At 54.4% G+C, this 17,370-nt stretch carries 19 protein-coding genes; 9 read left to right on the top strand and 10 right to left on the bottom strand.

Translation table 11 applies throughout. The features are described from left to right. Positions 1-34: 34 nt before the first annotated feature. Positions 35-451 carry a Cu(I)-responsive transcriptional regulator gene (gene cueR, locus ACLJRH_RS05625; protein ID WP_001026760.1) on the top strand — a complete coding sequence of 139 codons (417 nt, stop codon included), beginning with the start codon at positions 35-37 and terminating at the stop codon, positions 449-451. Here the strand turns inward: cueR and ACLJRH_RS05620 are convergent, their stop codons facing one another. Together ACLJRH_RS05620 and ACLJRH_RS05615 are read right to left on the bottom strand one after the other, a co-directional pair. Continuing rightward, positions 452-904 (bottom strand): NfeD family protein, encoded by a 453-nt coding sequence (locus ACLJRH_RS05620; RefSeq protein ID WP_000561177.1) that lies wholly within the window; start codon positions 902-904, stop codon positions 452-454. After that, positions 901-1,818: an SPFH domain-containing protein gene (locus ACLJRH_RS05615; protein ID WP_000906146.1), complete on the bottom strand. Its 918-nt coding sequence runs from the start codon at positions 1,816-1,818 to the stop codon at positions 901-903. The genes ACLJRH_RS05620 and ACLJRH_RS05615 overlap by 4 nt, the downstream gene beginning before the upstream one ends. 146 nt (positions 1,819-1,964) lie before the next feature. Between ACLJRH_RS05615 and fetA the strand changes: the two genes are divergently transcribed. Both fetA and fetB read left to right on the top strand, forming a co-directional pair. Next, on the top strand, positions 1,965-2,642 hold the full coding sequence (gene fetA, locus ACLJRH_RS05610) for an iron efflux ABC transporter ATP-binding subunit FetA (protein ID WP_000140192.1): 678 nt from the start codon (positions 1,965-1,967) through the stop codon (positions 2,640-2,642). Beyond that, a complete protein-coding gene (fetB, locus tag ACLJRH_RS05605; RefSeq protein WP_001002130.1) occupies positions 2,629-3,408 on the top strand; it encodes an iron efflux ABC transporter permease subunit FetB in 780 nt (259 codons plus the stop codon). Before fetA ends, fetB begins: the two co-directional genes overlap by 14 nt. An 85-nt stretch (positions 3,409-3,493) precedes the next feature. Here the strand turns inward: fetB and cnoX are convergent, their stop codons facing one another. The 3 genes from cnoX to tesA form a co-directional block, all read right to left on the bottom strand. Continuing rightward, the gene (gene cnoX, locus ACLJRH_RS05600; RefSeq protein WP_000116060.1) at positions 3,494-4,348 is read right to left on the bottom strand and encodes a chaperedoxin; all 855 of its coding nucleotides are present in this window, start codon (positions 4,346-4,348) and stop codon (positions 3,494-3,496) included. 59 nt (positions 4,349-4,407) lie between these two features. Then, the gene (locus ACLJRH_RS05595) at positions 4,408-5,178 is read right to left on the bottom strand and encodes an SDR family oxidoreductase (RefSeq protein ID WP_001172804.1); all 771 of its coding nucleotides are present in this window, start codon (positions 5,176-5,178) and stop codon (positions 4,408-4,410) included. A 154-nt stretch (positions 5,179-5,332) separates the two neighbouring features. Further along, entirely contained in the window at positions 5,333-5,947 is a 615-nt protein-coding gene (gene tesA / locus ACLJRH_RS05590) for a multifunctional acyl-CoA thioesterase I/protease I/lysophospholipase L1 (RefSeq protein ID WP_001010574.1), read from the bottom strand. Here tesA and ybbA point away from each other — a divergent pair. The 6 genes from ybbA (at position 5,918) to ACLJRH_RS05560 (ending at position 13,126) form a co-directional block, all read left to right on the top strand. Then, positions 5,918-6,604, top strand: a complete 687-nt coding sequence (gene ybbA / locus ACLJRH_RS05585; protein ID WP_001110598.1) for a putative ABC transporter ATP-binding protein YbbA — start codon at positions 5,918-5,920, stop codon at positions 6,602-6,604. The genes tesA and ybbA overlap by 30 nt on opposite strands. Beyond that, complete coding sequence (ybbP, locus tag ACLJRH_RS05580; RefSeq protein ID WP_023137398.1) at positions 6,601-9,015, top strand: putative ABC transporter permease subunit YbbP; 2,415 nt, start codon at positions 6,601-6,603, stop codon at positions 9,013-9,015. Before ybbA ends, ybbP begins: the two co-directional genes overlap by 4 nt. Before the next feature lie 185 nt (positions 9,016-9,200). After that, the gene (locus tag ACLJRH_RS05575) at positions 9,201-10,334 is read left to right on the top strand and encodes a porin (protein ID WP_000152866.1); all 1,134 of its coding nucleotides are present in this window, start codon (positions 9,201-9,203) and stop codon (positions 10,332-10,334) included. Between the two features lie 256 nt (positions 10,335-10,590). After that, complete coding sequence (locus ACLJRH_RS05570; protein WP_000524317.1) at positions 10,591-11,421, top strand: MetQ/NlpA family ABC transporter substrate-binding protein; 831 nt, start codon at positions 10,591-10,593, stop codon at positions 11,419-11,421. Between the two features lie 36 nt (positions 11,422-11,457). After that, complete coding sequence (gene sfbB, locus ACLJRH_RS05565; protein ID WP_000569660.1) at positions 11,458-12,474, top strand: virulence-associated ABC transporter ATP-binding protein SfbB; 1,017 nt, start codon at positions 11,458-11,460, stop codon at positions 12,472-12,474. Further along, positions 12,467-13,126 (top strand): methionine ABC transporter permease, encoded by a 660-nt coding sequence (locus tag ACLJRH_RS05560; RefSeq protein ID WP_000342247.1) that lies wholly within the window; start codon positions 12,467-12,469, stop codon positions 13,124-13,126. The genes sfbB and ACLJRH_RS05560 overlap by 8 nt, the downstream gene beginning before the upstream one ends. A gap of 38 nt (positions 13,127-13,164) precedes the next feature. Here the strand turns inward: ACLJRH_RS05560 and mnmH are convergent, their stop codons facing one another. From mnmH to ppiB, 5 genes are all read right to left on the bottom strand, one after another. Further along, a complete protein-coding gene (mnmH, locus tag ACLJRH_RS05555; protein ID WP_000997742.1) occupies positions 13,165-14,250 on the bottom strand; it encodes a tRNA 2-selenouridine(34) synthase MnmH in 1,086 nt (361 codons plus the stop codon). Positions 14,251-14,345: 95 nt separating this feature from the next. Next, complete coding sequence (gene purK, locus ACLJRH_RS05550) at positions 14,346-15,413, bottom strand: 5-(carboxyamino)imidazole ribonucleotide synthase (protein ID WP_000815601.1); 1,068 nt, start codon at positions 15,411-15,413, stop codon at positions 14,346-14,348. Further along, positions 15,410-15,919 (bottom strand): 5-(carboxyamino)imidazole ribonucleotide mutase, encoded by a 510-nt coding sequence (gene purE, locus ACLJRH_RS05545; RefSeq protein WP_000098736.1) that lies wholly within the window; start codon positions 15,917-15,919, stop codon positions 15,410-15,412. The genes purK and purE overlap by 4 nt, the downstream gene beginning before the upstream one ends. Before the next feature lie 117 nt (positions 15,920-16,036). Further along, a complete protein-coding gene (lpxH, locus tag ACLJRH_RS05540; RefSeq protein ID WP_000212281.1) occupies positions 16,037-16,759 on the bottom strand; it encodes a UDP-2,3-diacylglucosamine diphosphatase in 723 nt (240 codons plus the stop codon). Between the two features lie 2 nt (positions 16,760-16,761). Further along, positions 16,762-17,256 carry a peptidylprolyl isomerase B gene (ppiB, locus tag ACLJRH_RS05535; protein ID WP_000255991.1) on the bottom strand — a complete coding sequence of 165 codons (495 nt, stop codon included), beginning with the start codon at positions 17,254-17,256 and terminating at the stop codon, positions 16,762-16,764. Positions 17,257-17,370: the final 114 nt, after the last annotated feature.

Here is a 17,370-nt window from a genome sequence, read left to right as displayed (position 1 = left end):
AACCTTCCAGCAAGGTTAAGGTCAAGGGGGAAATATGAATATTAGCGATGTGGCGAAAAAAACCGGTTTAACCAGCAAAGCCATTCGGTTTTATGAAGAGAAAGGGCTGGTGACGCCGCCATTACGTAGCGAAAATGGTTATCGCACCTATACGCAGAAGCATTTAAACGAGCTGACGTTGCTGCGACAGGCGAGGCAGGTGGGGTTTAATCTGGAAGAGTGTGGCGAACTGGTCAATCTGTTTAACGATCCGCGACGCCATAGCGCAGATGTGAAAAAGCGGACGCTGGAAAAGGTCGCGGAGATCGAGCGCCATATCAGCGAGCTGCAATCAATGCGCGATCAATTGCTGGCGCTGGCGGAGAGTTGTCCCGGCGATGACAGCGCCGACTGCCCGATTATTGATAATCTTTCCGGCTGCTGTCATCACAAGGCGCAAAAGCCACGTTGATTAAACGGCGCGAATGCGTAAGGTGATGCCTTCCACGGCGATCACTTCGACATGCGTACCTGCGCGCAGGTCTTCGTCAGCGCATACCGGCCACGAGCTGTCGCCGACACGCATATGACCCCGTCCGTTAACTAACGCGGCATCAAGCATAAACCGGCGGCCTACCAGTTGTTGTCCGCGTTGGTTAAGGCGGCTGTCGGTCGGCTTCTGTTCCCGCACGCGACGCGCCAGCCAGCGCCACCAAAGCCAGGCCGCCAGCAACGTTAAGGCCGCAAACAGCACGCCCTGCCATTCCCAGCCGAGCGGTAAGAGCCAGACGGTTAAGCCGGTAATCACTGCCGCCACGCCGCTCCACAGCAAATAGCCGTTACCGCCGAGCATTTCCGCAGCCAACAACAGGCCGCCGAGGCTAAGCCAGAAGATATGCGGATGTACCAGAATCATCGCTATCATGCTTTTTTCCGTTCGCTGGCGCTGTCCTTAACCAGCTCGCTGATCCCGGCGATAGCGCCCATCAGACTGCTGGCATCCAGCGGCATCATGACCACTTTGCTGTTATTCGCCGAGCCGATTTGCTGTAACGCTTCGGTGTATTTCTGCGCCACGAAGTAGTTTATCGCCTGAATATCCCCGGCGGCGATGGCTTCAGACACCATCTGCGTAGCGCGGGCTTCCGCTTCGGCGGAACGTTCGCGCGCTTCCGCCTGCAGGAAAGCGGACTGACGTTCGCCTTCGGCTTTCAGAATCTGCGACTGTTTTTCCCCCTCGGCTTTCAGGATTTCCGCCTGACGTACCCCTTCGGCCTCAAGGATATAGGCGCGTTTGGTACGTTCCGCTTTCATCTGGGCGTTCATCGAGGAGATCAATTCCGCCGGAGGGCGGACATCGCGAATTTCGATACGGGTAACTTTAATTCCCCACGGGTTGGTGGCTTCATCGACAATATGCAGCAGCCGCGTGTTGATGCTGTCGCGCTGGGAGAGCATTTCATCCAGCTCCATCGAACCGAGCACCGTACGGATATTGGTCATGGTCAGGTTAATGATCGCCAGTTCCAGGTTACTGACTTCATAAGCGGCGCGCGGCGCATCGATAACCTGAATAAAACAGACCGCATCGATAGTGACGTTGGCGTTATCTTTTGAGATCACCTCCTGCGACGGAATATCCAGCACCTGCTCCATCATATTGATCTTGCGGCCAATTCTGTCCATAAATGGTACAACAAGGCTTAATCCCGGCTGCAGGGTTTTGGTGTAACGTCCAAAGCGCTCCACCGTCCACTGGTATCCCTGCGGAACGATTTTGACGCCCGCGCCGACGATCACCAGCGCGACGAAAATGAGAATAGGGATAAGAATGAGCATAGCTAAACCTCCTGTTGCGTTGTCCATAAACCGATTTTGCTGACGAATTAAGCGAATTATACCTGATTCAGTAAAGCATGTTCCCCCCTTATTAATTACAGGGATACACTATCGCTATAAAAATATGAACAACGGATGCGCAATAAATGACAGAACGTAGCATGTTGCTTGAGTTAAAGCAGGTCGGTTACCGGACTGCGACGACAAAAATAGTGAATAACATCAGTTTTACGCTGCAACGCGGCGAATTTAAGTTAATTACCGGTCCTTCTGGCTGCGGAAAAAGTACGTTGTTGAAAATGGTGGCCTCGCTAATAAGCCCTGATATCGGCGTGATTCTTTTTGAGGGGCAGGATATTACTACTCTGAGTCCGGAAGCCTATCGCCAGCAGGTTTCTTATTGCGCTCAGACGCCAGCGCTATTTGGCGATACGGTTTACGATAACCTGATTTTTCCCTGGCAAATTCGCCATCAGCGCCCGCAGCCGACAGCCTTCGCAGACGATTTGGCGCGTTTTGAACTGCCGGAGACGATTCTGCAAAAACCGATTGCCGCACTTTCCGGCGGGGAAAAACAGCGTATTGCTCTAATTCGTAATCTACAGTTTCTGCCGAAAATACTGTTACTCGACGAAATAACCAGCGCGCTGGATGAACATAACAAACGGAATGTGAATGATATTATTCATCGCTATGTTCGCGATAAGCAGGTCGCTGTCTTGTGGGTAACGCATGATAAAGATGAAATTCAACACGCGGATAAGGTGATAACGTTAACGCCATCTGCCGGAGAGATGCAGGAGGCGCGTTATGAACGAGCATAATATTACCAATACCTCGCTGGCGTTATCGATGCTACTGGTGGTGGTCGCGATGCTCATCAGTCACAAGGAAAAGCTGGCGCTGGAAAAAGATATTCTGTGGAGCGTATGCCGGGCGGTGATACAGCTCATTATTGTCGGCTATGTACTGAAATACATCTTTGGCGTTAATCATGCCGCCCTGACGCTGCTAATGGTGCTGTTCATCTGTTTTAACGCCGCCTGGAACGCGCAAAAGCGCAGTAAATATATCGATAAGGCATTTCTCTCCTCGTTTATCGCCATCACCGTCGGCGCCGGACTAACGCTGACGGTACTGGTGCTTACCGGTTCGATTGAATTTGCGCCGATGCAGGTGATTCCCATCGCTGGCATGGTCGCCGGCAATGCGATGGTGGCGGTAGGGCTGTGCTACAACCAACTGGGGCTGCGTTTTCACAGCGAGCAGCAGCAAATACAGGAAAAGTTAAGTTTGGGCGCAACGCCGAAAATGGCCTCCGCCGGGCTTATCCGCGATAGCATCCGCGCATCGCTTATCCCGACGATCGACTCGGCAAAGACCGTTGGGCTGGTGAGCCTGCCGGGGATGATGTCCGGGCTGATTTTTGCCGGGATCGATCCGGTAAAAGCGATTAAATATCAAATTATGGTAACGTTTATGCTGTTGTCGACAGCCAGCCTGTCTACCATCATTGCCTGCTATTTAACCTACCGGAAGTTCTATAATTCGCGTCATCAGTTAGTAGTGATGCCGCTCAAGAAATCATGATAGTTGCCGGATGATGGCGCAAGCGCCTTATCCGGCCTGAGGACGACAGGTAGGCCAGATAAGCGCGCCATCAGGCAAGAGAGGATTAATACAGTAGCGCGTACAACTGGCGGCGGTATTTCGACGCCAGCGCGTCGCCGGTGCCGAGCGCGGCAAGGATCTCCTGGAAGGTTTTGCGCGTCTGTCCCTCGGCGGCGGCAAGATCTTTTCTCAGATGGCTGAACAGCAATTCCAGCGCTTCTTCATTACGTCCGACCTGGTGCAACTGCAACGCCAGTTGCGTTGCCAAAGCCGCATCCTGCGGATTCTCCGCGACTTGCTGCTGAAGTTGCTGAATTTCCGGCGTATCCGCCGCCTGTTTAAGCAGTTCGATCTGCGCAACCAGCCCCTGATAACGGGTATCCTGATCCTGTAGCGGGATAGTTTTTAATACCGCTTCGGCCTCTTCAGAGCGGTTCAGCGCAATTTGCGCTTCCGCCAGTAACAGGCCAATCTCACTGTTCTGCGAAGAGAGCTGCCAGGCGTCTTTGAGCAACGGCAGCGCGTCAATGTAGTTGCCCTCCTGCATTAACTGCATCGCTTGTTGCGCTTTTAGCTCTTCTTCGCGCGGCAGTACTTTATCCAGCAGAGCGCGGATCGCCTCTTCCGGCTGCGGCCCCTGGAAACCATCGACCGGTTGGCCATTCTGGAACAGATAGACTGTCGGGATGGCGCGCAGACCAAACTGAGCGGCGATCATCTGTTCGGCGTCGCAGTCCAGCTTTGCCAGAATAAACTGACCGTGGTACTGGGCAGCCAGACTTTCCAGCACTGGCGTTAATTGCAGACAGTGTTGGCTGCGTTCAGACCAGAAATAGAACAGTACCGGCGTGGTCATGGACTGCTCTAAGGTCTGCTGCAGGTTGGATTCATTAATATTGACAATGTTCTGTACGGACATGGCGTCGCTCTCTTTTGTCTGTGTCACGTTTACATGGGGGCTGACGGGCGCGCTTCAACTCAGCTTTGTAAAATTTTATCCAGCATCCGGCCCGGCAATAGGCGTTTCAGCGCCATCACTGCCCAGGTGACCAGCGTAACGGGATAGCGCAGCCTGGGTTTATCGCTTGCAAAAGCATGACGTACTTTCGCTACTACCGCGTCAGGATCGCGGGTGAAACGTGCGGCGATGCCTGGATTTTCTACCGGTTTATCACGCTGCGTCTGGTTAACGTTATCCGTAAAACGGGTACGAATTGGTCCCGGTTCTATCAGACTCACTTTAATGCCTGTGTGCCGTAGCTCCATACGTAGCGCGTCAGACCAGGCTTCGAGCGCATATTTGCTGGCAGCGTAAGCGCCGCGCCCTGGGGTGGAAATCAGCCCCATCACCGATGAGGTCATCACAATGCGTCCTTCGCCATGCGGCAACATGGCCGGAAGTAAGCGCATAGTAAGCTGATGCGCGCCGAAGAAATTACTGGAAAACTGTTGCTCCATCTGCTCACGGCTGATGGTGGAAAGGGGGCCATACACGCCGTAGCCGGCATTGTTAAAGATCCCATACAGACGATTATCGGTCAGGGCGATCACTTCATCGGCGGCACGATCCACGCTTTCAGGGGAGTCGAGATCGATCAACACGCCGGTAAATCCCATACTGTTCATCCGGGCGACATCATCAGGTTTGCGGCAGCCCGCCAGGATTTGAAAGCCCTGGCGTTTAAGTTCAAGCGCGCTGTCCAGACCGATTCCGCTGGAACATCCTGTTATTAAGACCGATTTTTGCATAACTTTACCTGTCAGGATCTCCGTTGATTTAAGAGTCGTGGTTAACTATATCCGTCATACTTCAAGTTGCCTGTGCGTTCGTTTACTCCAGTCACATAGGTATCTATGCTCCTGGACATTCTCTTACGTGCCGCCCTCATGCAACTCGAATTATTCAGGAGAGAAAAGGGGTCAACTGCTTCGCCATCCAGTCGGCAATAAACGGCTGGGCGTCGCGGTTGGGATGAATGCCGTCATCCTGCATCCACTGCGGTTTCAGATATACCTCTTCCATAAAAAACGGTAACAGAGGAATATCGAACTCTTTGGCGAGCTTAGGATAAATGGCGCTAAAGGATTCATTATAACGGCGACCGTAGTTAGCGGGCAGATGAATTTGCATCAGTAACGGTTGGGCATCGGCGGCTTTCACCGTCTGAATGATTTTACGTAGCGTCTGTTCGGTTTGCGCAGGCGCAAAACCGCGTAGGCCATCGTTGCCGCCAAGCTCCACCACTACCCAGCGCGGGTGATGCTGTTGCAACAGCGCCGGCAAACGCGCCAGTCCCTGCTGCGAGGTATCTCCGCTTATACTGGCATTAACGACCGACGTTTTGTTTTGCCATTTATCATTAAGGAGCGACGGCCATGCCGCGCTGGCGGCCATACGGTAACCGGCGCTGAGGCTATCGCCCAGAATTAATAAGGTGTCTGCGGCGGCGGCACGGAAAGTTAACAGGATCAAAAACAGGAAGGGCAAATGCCAGCGGAAAACAGTGTTGAAGTTCATCGTCTCAGGAAGTCCGTCGGTCAGGGTGAGCATGAGCTTTCCATCCTTACCGGAGTTGAACTGGTTGTCAAACGCGGCGAAACCATTGCGCTGATTGGCGAATCAGGATCGGGAAAATCTACGCTGCTGGCGATTCTCGCCGGACTGGATGACGGCAGTAGCGGAGAGGTCAGTCTGGTGGGGAAACCGCTTCACCAGATGGACGAAGAGGCGCGGGCGCAGCTTCGCGCTCAGCATGTCGGTTTTGTTTTTCAATCCTTTATGCTTATTCCTACGCTTAACGCGCTGGAAAACGTTGAGCTACCGGCCCTGCTACGCGGTGAAAACAGCGGTCAGAGTAAGGCGGGGGCGAAAGCGCTGCTCGAACAACTGGGACTGGGAAAACGGCTTGACCACCTTCCGGCACAGCTTTCCGGCGGCGAACAGCAGCGCGTAGCGCTGGCGCGCGCGTTTAACGGGCGTCCTGATGTGCTGTTTGCCGATGAGCCGACGGGCAACCTCGACCGCCAGACCGGAGATAAAATCGCCGACCTGCTATTTTCGCTTAACCGCGAACACGGCACCACACTGATTCTGGTGACGCACGACCCGGCGCTGGCGGCGCGCTGCGACCGGCGGCTGCGGTTGGTCAACGGTCAGTTACAGGAGGAGGCATGATAGCTCGCTGGTTCTGGCGCGAATGGCGCTCGCCGTCGCTGATTATTGTCTGGCTGGCGTTGAGTCTGGCGGTGGCCTGCGTACTGGCGCTCGGCAGTATCAGCGACCGGATGGAAAAAGGGTTAAGTCAGCAAAGCCGTGAGTTTATGGCAGGCGATCGGACGCTGCAAAGTTCGCGAGAGGTACCGAAAGCCTGGCTTGAAGAGGCGCGTAAACGCGGTCTTAACGTGGGCGAGCAGTTAACCTTTGCGACCATGACGTTTGCCGGCGATACGCCGCAACTGGCCAGCGTGAAGGCGGTAGATAGCGTTTATCCGATGTACGGCGAATTGCAAACCCGTCCTGGCGGAGTGAAACCGCAGCCGGGTAGCGTACTGCTGGCGCCGCGTCTGATGGCGCTGCTTAATTTGAAAACGGGCGATACCATTGATGTCGGCGACGTGACCTTGCGTATTGCCGGTGAAGTGGTGCAGGAGCCGGATTCCGGGTTTAACCCTTTTCAGATGGCGCCGCGTCTGATGATGAATATGGCCGATGTGGCAAAAACCGGTGCGATACAGCCGGGGAGTCGCGTGATGTGGCGGTATAAATTCGGCGGAACGCCGCAACAGCTTGCTGGCTATGAAAGCTGGCTGTTACCGCAGCTTAAACCGGAACATCGCTGGTACGGACTGGAGCAGGATGACGGGGCATTGGGGAAATCGCTCGAACGTTCGCAGCAGTTTTTGCTGCTTTCGGCGTTATTAACGCTACTGCTGGCGGTAGCTGCCGTCGCGGTGGCGATGAGCCATTACTGCCGTAGCCGCTACGATCTGGTGGCGATTTTAAAAACGTTGGGCGCGGGCCGGGCCCAGTTGCGTAAACTTATCATCGGACAGTGGTTGATGGTGCTGGGGCTTTCCGCCGTCACGGGAGGCGCGATTGGGTTACTGTTTGAAAACATATTGCTGGTGCTGCTAAAACCGGTATTGCCCGCCGATTTGCCGCCCGCCAGCCTGTGGCCCTGGCTGTGGGCGCTGGGTGCGATGACGGTCATCTCTCTGCTGGTCGGTTTACGGCCTTATCGATTGTTGCTGGCGACCCAGCCGCTACGGGTGCTGCGCCGCGATGTTGTCGCTCGCGTCTGGCCGTTAAAAATTTATTTGCCTGTCGCCTGCGCCGTCGTGGTGGCGCTGCTCGCCGGATTGATGGGCGGAAGTATGCTGTTGTGGGCGGTTCTGGCGGGTGCAGTGATACTGGCGCTGCTGTGCGGTCTGGTGGGCTGGATGCTGCTTAACGTGCTGCGCGGCATGACGTTGACGTCGCTACCGCTGCGTCTGGCCGTCAGCCGACTTCTGCGTCAGCCGTGGTCAACGTTGAGTCAGCTTTCGGCGTTTTCGCTTTCGTTTATGCTGCTGGCGCTCTTGCTGGTGCTGCGCGGCGACCTCCTTGATCGCTGGCAACAGCAGCTCCCGTCGGAAAGTCCGAACTATTTCCTTATCAATATTGCTTCAGAACAGGTCGCGCCGCTGAACGCCTTTTTGGCGGAACATCAGGTGATTCCGCAGACGTTTTATCCGATTGTGCGGGCGCGGTTAACCAGGATAAACGGTAATCCGACGGAAGGTCAGCAGGATGAGTCGCTCAACCGTGAACTGAATTTGACCTGGCAGGATACGCGCCCGGCGCATAATCCGCTGGTCGCCGGTCACTGGCCGCCAAAACCGGGCGAAGTCTCTATGGAGGAGGGGCTGGCGAAGCGGTTGAACGTCAAACTCGGCGATAGCGTAACCTTTATGGGCGATACCCAGGCATTTAGCGCTAAAGTCACCAGCCTGCGTCAAGTGGACTGGGAAAGCCTGCGGCCCAACTTTTTCTTCATTTTTCCTTCCGGGGCGCTGGACGGGCAACCACAAAGTTGGTTGACCAGTTTTCGCTGGGAGAATGGCAACGGCATGTTAACGCAGCTTAACCGCGAGTTTCCTACCGTCAGCCTGTTAGATATCGGGGCGATCCTGAAACAGGTGGGACAGGTGCTGGAGCAGGTCAGCCGGGCGCTGGAGGTGATGGTTGTGCTAGTCACCCTCTGCGGTATGTTGCTATTACTGGCCCAGGTGCAGGTCGGGATGCGTCAGCGTCATCAGGAGCTGGTGGTGTGGCGCACGTTAGGAGCCGGAAAGAAACTGTTGCGTACCACACTTTGGTGCGAATTCGCCATGCTGGGATTAGTTGCCGGGTTGGTCGCCGCGATTGGCGCGGAAACGGCGCTGGCGATCTTACAAATCAACGTTTTTGATTTCCCCTGGGAGCCGGACTGGCGTTTATGGGGCGCACTGCCGTTTTGCGGCGCGCTGCTGCTTTCCGTATGCGGCGGCTGGCTTGGCGTTCGTTTGCTGAAAGGCAAAGCGCTATTCCGCCAGTTTAGCGGATGATTCATGATGTGAATAATTTCGCGCCGGTTTTTAAAACGGCGCGTACTTTTTTAGTCGCACAAATTGATAACTCCTTGATTTTTAGTAGCACAAATCATTAAAAAATACACAACACGTAAGGTTTTATAACAGTTATTATTTGCCTGCTAAATGATTTGGATTGGCTATCTATCAAGGAAAATATAATGACAATTAAAATAACAGCGTTGGCGGCATCGATCGGCGCGGCAGTGGCTTTCATGCCTTTCGCTACTCAGGCGGAAATCACCGTTTTAAAACAAGATCCCCAGGCGGGTAATCCACTCAGCCGACTCAATTTCACCGTTGGCGGGAGTATTCGTCCGCAGTTCCAGAATATGACCGGCAATGACGGCGCGAACGGTTATAAACGTAATGGTTTTGATGGCGGGACGCGTTTCCGCTTCGCCGCGGATTACTATCTGTTTGATGATATCAGTTGGATTAGCTATTACGAGCTGGGCGTCAATATCCCTGCGGTATTTGACTGGGATAACCATTATGCGAAGGGCGCGACTGATACCACTCGCCGTATGCTGTATACCGGCTTCAAGAGCGCGACGTGGGGAACGCTGACCTTCGGTCAACAGAACAGCATTTATTACGATGTGGTGGGCGCAAAAACCGATATCTGGGATTACGACATGATAGGTCAGGCGCCGGGCAACGGGATTAACGGCGACTACGATGGTTCTTATCGCACGCGTAAATCATTGAAGTATAAGAAAAGCATTGGTAATGTCGATCTCTACGCGTCTTATCTGTTCAGCGACGATTATAATGCCAATAACGGCCTGAATTACAAACGTAAAGGCGGCGGTTCTTTAGGCGCGGATTACCATCTCACCGACGATCTGACCTGGGGGACGGCATGGAACTATACCCGTGCGGAGATGCGCGGCAACGGCAATAAAACTTACGATCAAAATATTGTCGGTACCGCGTTAAGCTGGACGCCGGAAAACTGGACTATCGCCGCAGGCGGCGGTTGGTATCAGAACTTTATGACGACCAAAAAAGTGTCTGTGAATGATTACTTTGCCGGCGATGCGTGGGGTCTGGAATATTTTGTCGGTTACGCTTTCCCGATTGGTCAGTATGCCGTGAAAGCTATTCAACCGTACTTTATGGGCGACCGCATTGAATATGTGAATGGCCGCGACTATCTGCGCACCGATAACGGCGTGGGGATCACCTTCCAACTGGATTATGGTTTCCGCGTTGATTATGAACATGTTTTCACCTCCAGCACTGACAATCTGGGCGATATGAACCTGGTGCGTCTGCGTTACGATTTCTAAAGCGTTTTCCTCTGCCGGATGTTGGCGTTAAGACCTCTTATCCGGCATTTCCCTCTACGCCATTCCCGCCTGACACACGCCTGAGCGCCTGCCTCGTACATTTAACGACACACCAGGAAACATCATGAAATAATTTCAAGGACAGCAGGCTGTGATCTGTGTCATGTTAAGAAATAGCCTTTCGTTTGGGCCAAAACAGACGATGCCGCATGAACGGCATCCGGCACAGCATCACACTATTTAAAATGGAGAAATTATGGGATTGCGTCAGAGTTTACGCATTGCGGCCAGCACGCTATTACTGGCCTGCGGATTACAGTTTGCCCATGCCGATAGTTCCCCGCAAACGATCGTATTTGGCGTCGCGCCAGGGCCGTATGGCGACATGGTGAAGCAGGCGATTGCGCCGACATTAAAAGAAAAAGGGTATAAGGTCGTGGTGCGCGAGTTTAGCGACTATGTCCAGCCCAATATGGCGTTAGCTAACGGCAGCATTGACGCCAACCTCTTTCAACATACCCTCTATTTTGACAAATTCACCGCTGACAAAGGGTTGAAGCTCAGCAAACTTATTGTGGTACCGACCGCCGGGATGGGCTTCTATTCACGTAAAATCAACAGTCTGGATGCGCTTAAAAAAGGGGACATTATTACCCTCTCCAACGATCCGACCAACCTGGCGCGCGGCCTTCGCTTCCTGCAATCGTTGGGGCTTATCACGATTAAGGACAATATCGATCCGACCAAAGCCTCTGAACGAGATATCGCCAGCAATCCAAAAGGACTGGTTTTCAAACCGCTGGAAGCCGCACAGCTACCGCGCACGCTGGATGGCGTGACCGGCGCGCTGGTTAACGGGAACTTTGCGGTGGCGGCAGGACTGGATCTCTCCAGCGCGATTAAGCAGGAACACCTGGATGAGAATCTGAAAAATATCATTGCGGTACGCAGTGAAGATGCCGATAAGCCGTTTGCCAAAGATATTGTCGAGGCGGTGAAATCGCCGGCTTATCGCGCGGTCATCGACGATCCAAAGAATATTTATAGCGCCTTCCAGAAACCGGAATGGATGACCGCGACACCCTGATCGCAGCGGTAGCCATCCCCAATTTCTGAGGTGAATATGATTGAAATAGAAAAAGTCTGCGTCGATTTTACCGCCGGTCGCGGTACCCCCACGCGCGCGGTGGATGATGTGAGCCTGCATATCGCCGCGGGCGAGATTTTTGGCATTGTTGGTACCAGCGGCGCAGGAAAAAGCACTCTGCTGCGTACCCTGAACGCCTTAACGCGTCCCAGCCAGGGGCGCGTCAACGTCAACGGCGTGGAAATCTCGGCGCTGGACGGAAAAGCGTTACGCCAGGCGCGGCAGCGTATTGGTATGATTTTCCAGCATTTTAACTTAATGCATACCCGGACAGTGGCGCAAAACGTTGCGTTTAGCCTGAAAGCGGCTGGCTGGGAACGCAGCAAAATCGCGCCGCGGGTGGCGGAAATTTTAACGCTGGTGGGCCTTGCCGATAAAGCGAACCGTTTTCCGGTACAGCTCAGCGGCGGGCAAAAACAGCGGGTGGGGATAGCCCGCGCCATCGCTAACCATCCGGATGTGTTGCTATGTGACGAACCGACTTCCGCTCTGGATCTGGAAACTTCCGCCACGATTCTGGCCCTGCTCAGACAGATCAACGCACAGCTCGGGATTACTATTGTGCTGATCACCCATGAAATGAACGTGATCAAATCTATTTGCGATCGCGTGGCGGTGATGTCGGGCGGTAAGGTTGTAGAGTCGGGCGAGGTGTTTGATGTGTTTGCCCACCCGCAACACGCTTTCACACAGCAACTGGTGTCTCATACCCTTAATTTGACCCTGCCGGAACGTTTACGGGAACACCTGCCCGGGCAGTTGCTGAAAATTTTGTTTATCGGCGATTCGGCGGAGCAGCCGGTACTGTCGGAGGTGGCGATCAAGTTTGGCGTCGCGGTCAATATCCTGCATGGCAAGATTGAATATATCGGCGAACGCGCGTTGGGCATTCTGGTAGTGCAATTAACCGCGCCGCATAATCCAACGGCGGTGGCCGCCGCCGTGGAGCATATCCGTCAACGTACCGCACAGGTGGAGGTGATCCGTGGATGATTTATTGCCGGATTTAACGCTGGCGTTCAATGAAACTTTCCAGATGTTGAGTATTTCAACGGTGCTGGCGATTCTTGGCGGTCTACCGCTCGGTTTTCTGATTTTTGTCACCGATCGTCATCTGTTCTGGCAGAACCGTTTTATTTATCTCGTCGCCTCGGTTCTGGTGAATATTATCCGCTCGGTGCCATTTGTTATTTTACTGGTGCTGTTACTGCCGCTAACGCAGCTTTTGCTGGGTAATACGATTGGCCCGATTGCAGCCTCCGTCCCGCTGTCGGTGGCCGCAATCGCGTTTTATGCACGCCTGGTAGATAGCGCGCTCCGTGAAGTCGATAAAGGGATTATTGAGGCGGCGCTGGCATTCGGCGCTAGTCCGATGCGTATTATCTGTACCGTACTGTTGCCGGAAGCCAGCGCAGGGCTGCTGCGCGGCCTGACGATTACGCTGGTAAGCTTAATCGGCTACTCGGCGATGGCCGGGATTGTCGGCGGCGGCGGGGTAGGCGACCTGGCGATTCGCTATGGCTACTACCGTTACGAAACCGAAGTGATGGTTGTTACCGTAGTGGCGCTGATTGTGCTGGTTCAGGTCGTTCAGATGCTGGGCGACTGGCTGGCAAAACGTGCCGACAAGCGCGACAGACACTAAGCCGGCTCAATGTAGCGTCAGCCGGCAATAAAAATAAGCTATTGCGCTTTTAGCCAGTTGGCAACGTCTTGCCATGTGCCGCGAAAAACGATATTCGCGGCTTTTTTCTCCAGTTGATAGCGATACATTGGGTCGTAATATTCGTTAAGTAGCGGAACCAGCCATGCCATATGGCCGTCGGTGCTGCCGCTGGATAATTGCTCCGCCAGCGCCCTATCCAGCGTGTCCGTCAGTTCGGTAAAGCGTTGCAACCCCAGACGGCGGCGAATAGCGAACAGTCCATGATGAAGATATTCACTATACGCCTGCCAACCGGCTTCATCGCCGTAGGCGTGAGTGAAGTCGTGATGCATACGGATGAAATACTCTTCACGCAGTCGTTCCAGACGAAGCGCAAACGGATCTTCCACTACCGCAATGGGGGCCTGCGCCATTCTTTCGCGTAAACACTCAGGCAGATGGTTGGCGCCGATCGTTCGCCCTTCATCTTCCAGTACCCACCTTTTTAGCGTCTGACGCGCGTTAATTTTCAGCAATTCAACGGCAAGTTTGTTTTCAAAACTGGCCTGGCTGAGTTGGGGTTTCAGCGTGCGGCCAAAAGAGGAGCCGCGATGACGCGCGAGACCTTCCAGATCCACGCCGTTGGGCTGTTGTCGCACCAGTTGCGTTTTGCCGCTGCCCGTACAGCCGCCAATTAAAAGTATCGGTTTTTGCGCCAGTTGCCAGGTCGCCTGAATTGCTGTCTGGCGCAGCGCTTTATAGCCGCCTTCAATAAGCGGGCAGTCAATCCCTGTTTCTTGCAGCCAACGTTGTACGATATGTGACCGCTGACCGCCGCGCGCGCAGCACAGATACCCGTTGGGGAAACGTTGATACGCGGCTTTCCAGGCCTCAAGCCGCTGCTGGCGAATGTCGCCGCAAACCAGCCGATGCCCCAACGCTAACGCCGCATCCGCGCCCTGACGTTTGTAGCAGGTGCCGACGGCGGCCCGCTCGTCATCCATCATCAATGGCAGGTTGATAGCGCCCGGCATGGCGCCCTGTTCAAACTCAATCGGCGCGCGTACATCAATTAAAGGCGTATCGGCAAGGAGGAGCGCGCGATAGTCCGTTCCATCGTTCATGTGTAATCCCGAAAAACAAAACAGCAATAGCGAGATTTTACGCGCTGAGGGAGGAGCCGGGAAAGGGGAAGATCATTCTCCCGGCATTTTATGTGTTATTTAAGCTTACTTTGCGCCCAGATAATGCCGCTGGCGTATTCGCCCGGCAGGAGCGGAGAGAGCGCTTCCAGGGTGGCGCTAAGACGTGACGTATCGCTGTCGGTCAGATTCAGATGGCCGACTTTTCGCCCCGGACGTACCGCTTTATCATACCAGTGCAGATGTACCAGCGGCAGCTTCAGCCAGTCGTAATTCAGCTCGCTGCCGATCAGGTTGATCATCACCGACGGGGCGTTAATCACCGGCGCGGGCAACGGCAGGCCGGTAATCGCGCGCAAATGCAATTCAAACTGACTGATGCTGGCGCCATTTTGCGTCCAGTGTCCGCTGTTATGCACGCGCGGCGCCAGTTCATTGATTAACAGGCCTTCCGGCGTGATAAAACATTCCATTGCCATTACGCCGACGTAGTTCAGCGCCTGCATAATTGCTGACAGCATCGATTCCGCCTGCTCCTGCTGTTCGGCGTTCGCCTGTGGGAACGCGACGCTGGTCCGCAAGATGCCGTCCTGATGCAAATTGTGCGTCAGCGGGTAAAACACGGTACTGCCGTCATGAGCGCGCGCGCCGACTAACGACACTTCGCCGGAAAAATGGATGCCGCGCTCAACAATACATTCGCCATAGCAGTCATCCGGCAGTTGCCCGGTTTCGTCCGCGCGTAGACGCCACTGCCCGCGACCGTCGTAGCCGCCAACGCGACGCTTAATAATCGCCAGTTCGCCCAGGCGGTCAAAGATGCCGGACCACTCGTCGGCGCTGGTCAGCAGCTGCCACGGCGCGGTCGCGAGTCCCAGTTTATCGAAAAGCTGTTTTTGTGTCAGACGGTCGGCGATGATCGGAAATACATCGCGATTGACGAATGCCGGGTGGCGTGCCAGCTCGCGGGTAAGCGCGGTTTCCGGCCAGCGCTCAATCTCTGCGGTAATGACGCTCTGCTGTACCGGAACAGCAGTAGGCTCTGCATCCAGACCAACCGGCCAGACGGCGATACCCAGCGGTTCGCCCGCCTGGCGCAGCATTCGGCCCAGTTGTCCGTTGCCGAGAACGCAAACTTGCTTCATAGCGTCCCCCGCGGATCGGGGTTTTCCAGAACTTCATCGGTTTGCGCTTTGCGCCAGTCAGCGATGCGCTGATGCAGTTCCGCGTCGTGTTGCGCCAGAATCTGCGCGGCGAGCAGGGCGGCGTTAGCGGCACCGGCTTTACCGATCGCCAGCGTACCCACCGGAATGCCGCGCGGCATCTGCACAATGGAGTAAAGGCTATCCACGCCGCTTAGCGCAGCGCTTTGTACCGGCACGCCGAGTACCGGGACCAGCGTTTTTGCCGCAATCATTCCCGGCAGGTGCGCCGCGCCGCCCGCGCCGGCAATAATCACTTGATATCCGTTCTCTTCCGCCGTTTCGGCGAAGCTGAACAGCTTATCGGGGGTGCGATGAGCGGAAACCACTTCTACATGGTGCGGGACATCCAGAATTTCAAAAATTTCGGCGGCGAATTGCATGGTAGCCCAGTCGCTTTTGGACCCCATCACGATGGCGACACGCGCCGGATTATTGCGGGAAGACATGCGTCTTAAAACTCCTGTGGTGCGGGACACGCTGCTTTTGAGGTGTCAGAGAATAGCATGATAATCAGGCAAGGAAAACGGTTGCGTGTGCGCCGTAACGGACGATTCGACGAACATTTACAGGGGGAAGGCGATTAACTCCACGTTGTCCGGTGTGACTTTTACCATTGAACCTTCATGATGCCATGCGCCTAACACCACGCGGAATGCGGGCTGGTCGTTGGCGGAAAGTTCATGGACCGCCGGGCGGTGGGTATGACCGTGAATCAGCCACTGTACGCGGTGTTTTTCCATTTCGGCGACGACGGTTTGCGCATTGACGTCCATAATATCCAGCGATTTGCTGCTGTTGGCGGCTTTACTGCCGGCGCGCATTCTGGCGGCGATACGGCGGCGGATAAACAGCGGCAGGGTAAGGAATAGTCGTTGAATCCACGGATTATGGACTTTGGCGCGAAACGCCTGATAACCGGCATCATCGGTACAAAGCGTATCGCCGTGCATAATCAACACGTTGCGGCCATACAGGTCGAGCACCTTTTCCTGCGGCAGTAGAATCATGCCGCTTTCGCGGGCAAAGCGTTTGCCAATCAGGAAGTCGCGATTACCATGAATAAAGAAGCAGGGGACGCCGGAATCAACCAGCGATTTAATGGCAACGGCCATTTCACGATGTAGCGGGTTGGGGTCGTCGTCGCCAATCCAGGCCTCGAAGAGATCGCCAAGAATATACAGCGCGTCGGCCTGACGGGCTTCTACGGCTAAAAAACGCAGAAAACCGGCGACGATCGCCGGTTCTTCCGTTTGCAGATGCAAGTCTGCAATAAACAGTGTCGCCACGATTACTCGCTGACGGTCACGTTTTCAATGATGACGTCTTCTTTTGGTACGTCCTGATGCATACCGCTACGGCCAGTGGCGACGCCTTTGATTTTATCTACCACGTCCATACCTTCTACGACTTCCGCAAAGACGCAGTAGCCCCAGCCTTGCAGACTTTCGCCGGAGAAGTTCAGGAAGTCGTTGTCTGCCACGTTGATGAAGAATTGCGCGGTAGCCGAGTGTGGTGCCTGAGTACGCGCCATTGCCAGCGTACCACGGGTATTTTTCAGACCATTGTTGGCTTCGTTTTTGATCGCCTCTTTGGTGGCTTTCTGTTTCATGCCCGGCTCAAAGCCGCCGCCCTGAATCATAAAACCGTTAATCACACGGTGGAAAATGGTGTTGTTGTAAAAACCTTCGCGGCAGTAGTCCAGGAAGTTTTTAACTGTTTCAGGCGCTTTATCATCAAAGGTCTTGATTACGATATCGCCGTGATTAGTGTGGAAAGTAACCATTTTTGCATCCTGTTCCAAGAGAGTGGTGCTTTAGCCCGCAATGGGGCACATATAGGGGCTTGTTATAGCATAACCTTAAGCTGCGATCACCTTGCAAAGTGTGCTGCTTCGATT

Origin of the sequence: Salmonella sp. SAL04162 (genome assembly GCF_046551535.1) — a bacterium.
Classification (GTDB): domain Bacteria; phylum Pseudomonadota; class Gammaproteobacteria; order Enterobacterales; family Enterobacteriaceae; genus Salmonella; species Salmonella enterica.
The sequence above is the reverse complement of the archived record's forward strand: the minus strand, read 5'-3'. Positions and strand labels throughout refer to the sequence as shown.

Coding starts and splice junctions, on each gene's coding strand:
- cueR (WP_001026760.1), top strand. CDS start 35: ATGAATATTAGCGATGTGGCGAAAAAAACCGGTTTAACCAGCAAAGCC.
- ACLJRH_RS05620 (WP_000561177.1), bottom strand. CDS start 904: ATGATAGCGATGATTCTGGTACATCCGCATATCTTCTGGCTTAGCCTC.
- ACLJRH_RS05615 (WP_000906146.1), bottom strand. CDS start 1,818: ATGCTCATTCTTATCCCTATTCTCATTTTCGTCGCGCTGGTGATCGTC.
- fetA (WP_000140192.1), top strand. CDS start 1,965: ATGACAGAACGTAGCATGTTGCTTGAGTTAAAGCAGGTCGGTTACCGG.
- fetB (WP_001002130.1), top strand. CDS start 2,629: ATGAACGAGCATAATATTACCAATACCTCGCTGGCGTTATCGATGCTA.
- cnoX (WP_000116060.1), bottom strand. CDS start 4,348: ATGTCCGTACAGAACATTGTCAATATTAATGAATCCAACCTGCAGCAG.
- ACLJRH_RS05595 (WP_001172804.1), bottom strand. CDS start 5,178: ATGCAAAAATCGGTCTTAATAACAGGATGTTCCAGCGGAATCGGTCTG.
- ybbA (WP_001110598.1), top strand. CDS start 5,918: ATGCCAGCGGAAAACAGTGTTGAAGTTCATCGTCTCAGGAAGTCCGTC.
- tesA (WP_001010574.1), bottom strand. CDS start 5,947: ATGAACTTCAACACTGTTTTCCGCTGGCATTTGCCCTTCCTGTTTTTG.
- ybbP (WP_023137398.1), top strand. CDS start 6,601: ATGATAGCTCGCTGGTTCTGGCGCGAATGGCGCTCGCCGTCGCTGATT.
- ACLJRH_RS05575 (WP_000152866.1), top strand. CDS start 9,201: ATGACAATTAAAATAACAGCGTTGGCGGCATCGATCGGCGCGGCAGTG.
- ACLJRH_RS05570 (WP_000524317.1), top strand. CDS start 10,591: ATGGGATTGCGTCAGAGTTTACGCATTGCGGCCAGCACGCTATTACTG.
- sfbB (WP_000569660.1), top strand. CDS start 11,458: ATGATTGAAATAGAAAAAGTCTGCGTCGATTTTACCGCCGGTCGCGGT.
- mnmH (WP_000997742.1), bottom strand. CDS start 14,250: ATGAACGATGGAACGGACTATCGCGCGCTCCTCCTTGCCGATACGCCT.
- purK (WP_000815601.1), bottom strand. CDS start 15,413: ATGAAGCAAGTTTGCGTTCTCGGCAACGGACAACTGGGCCGAATGCTG.
- purE (WP_000098736.1), bottom strand. CDS start 15,919: ATGTCTTCCCGCAATAATCCGGCGCGTGTCGCCATCGTGATGGGGTCC.
- ppiB (WP_000255991.1), bottom strand. CDS start 17,256: ATGGTTACTTTCCACACTAATCACGGCGATATCGTAATCAAGACCTTT.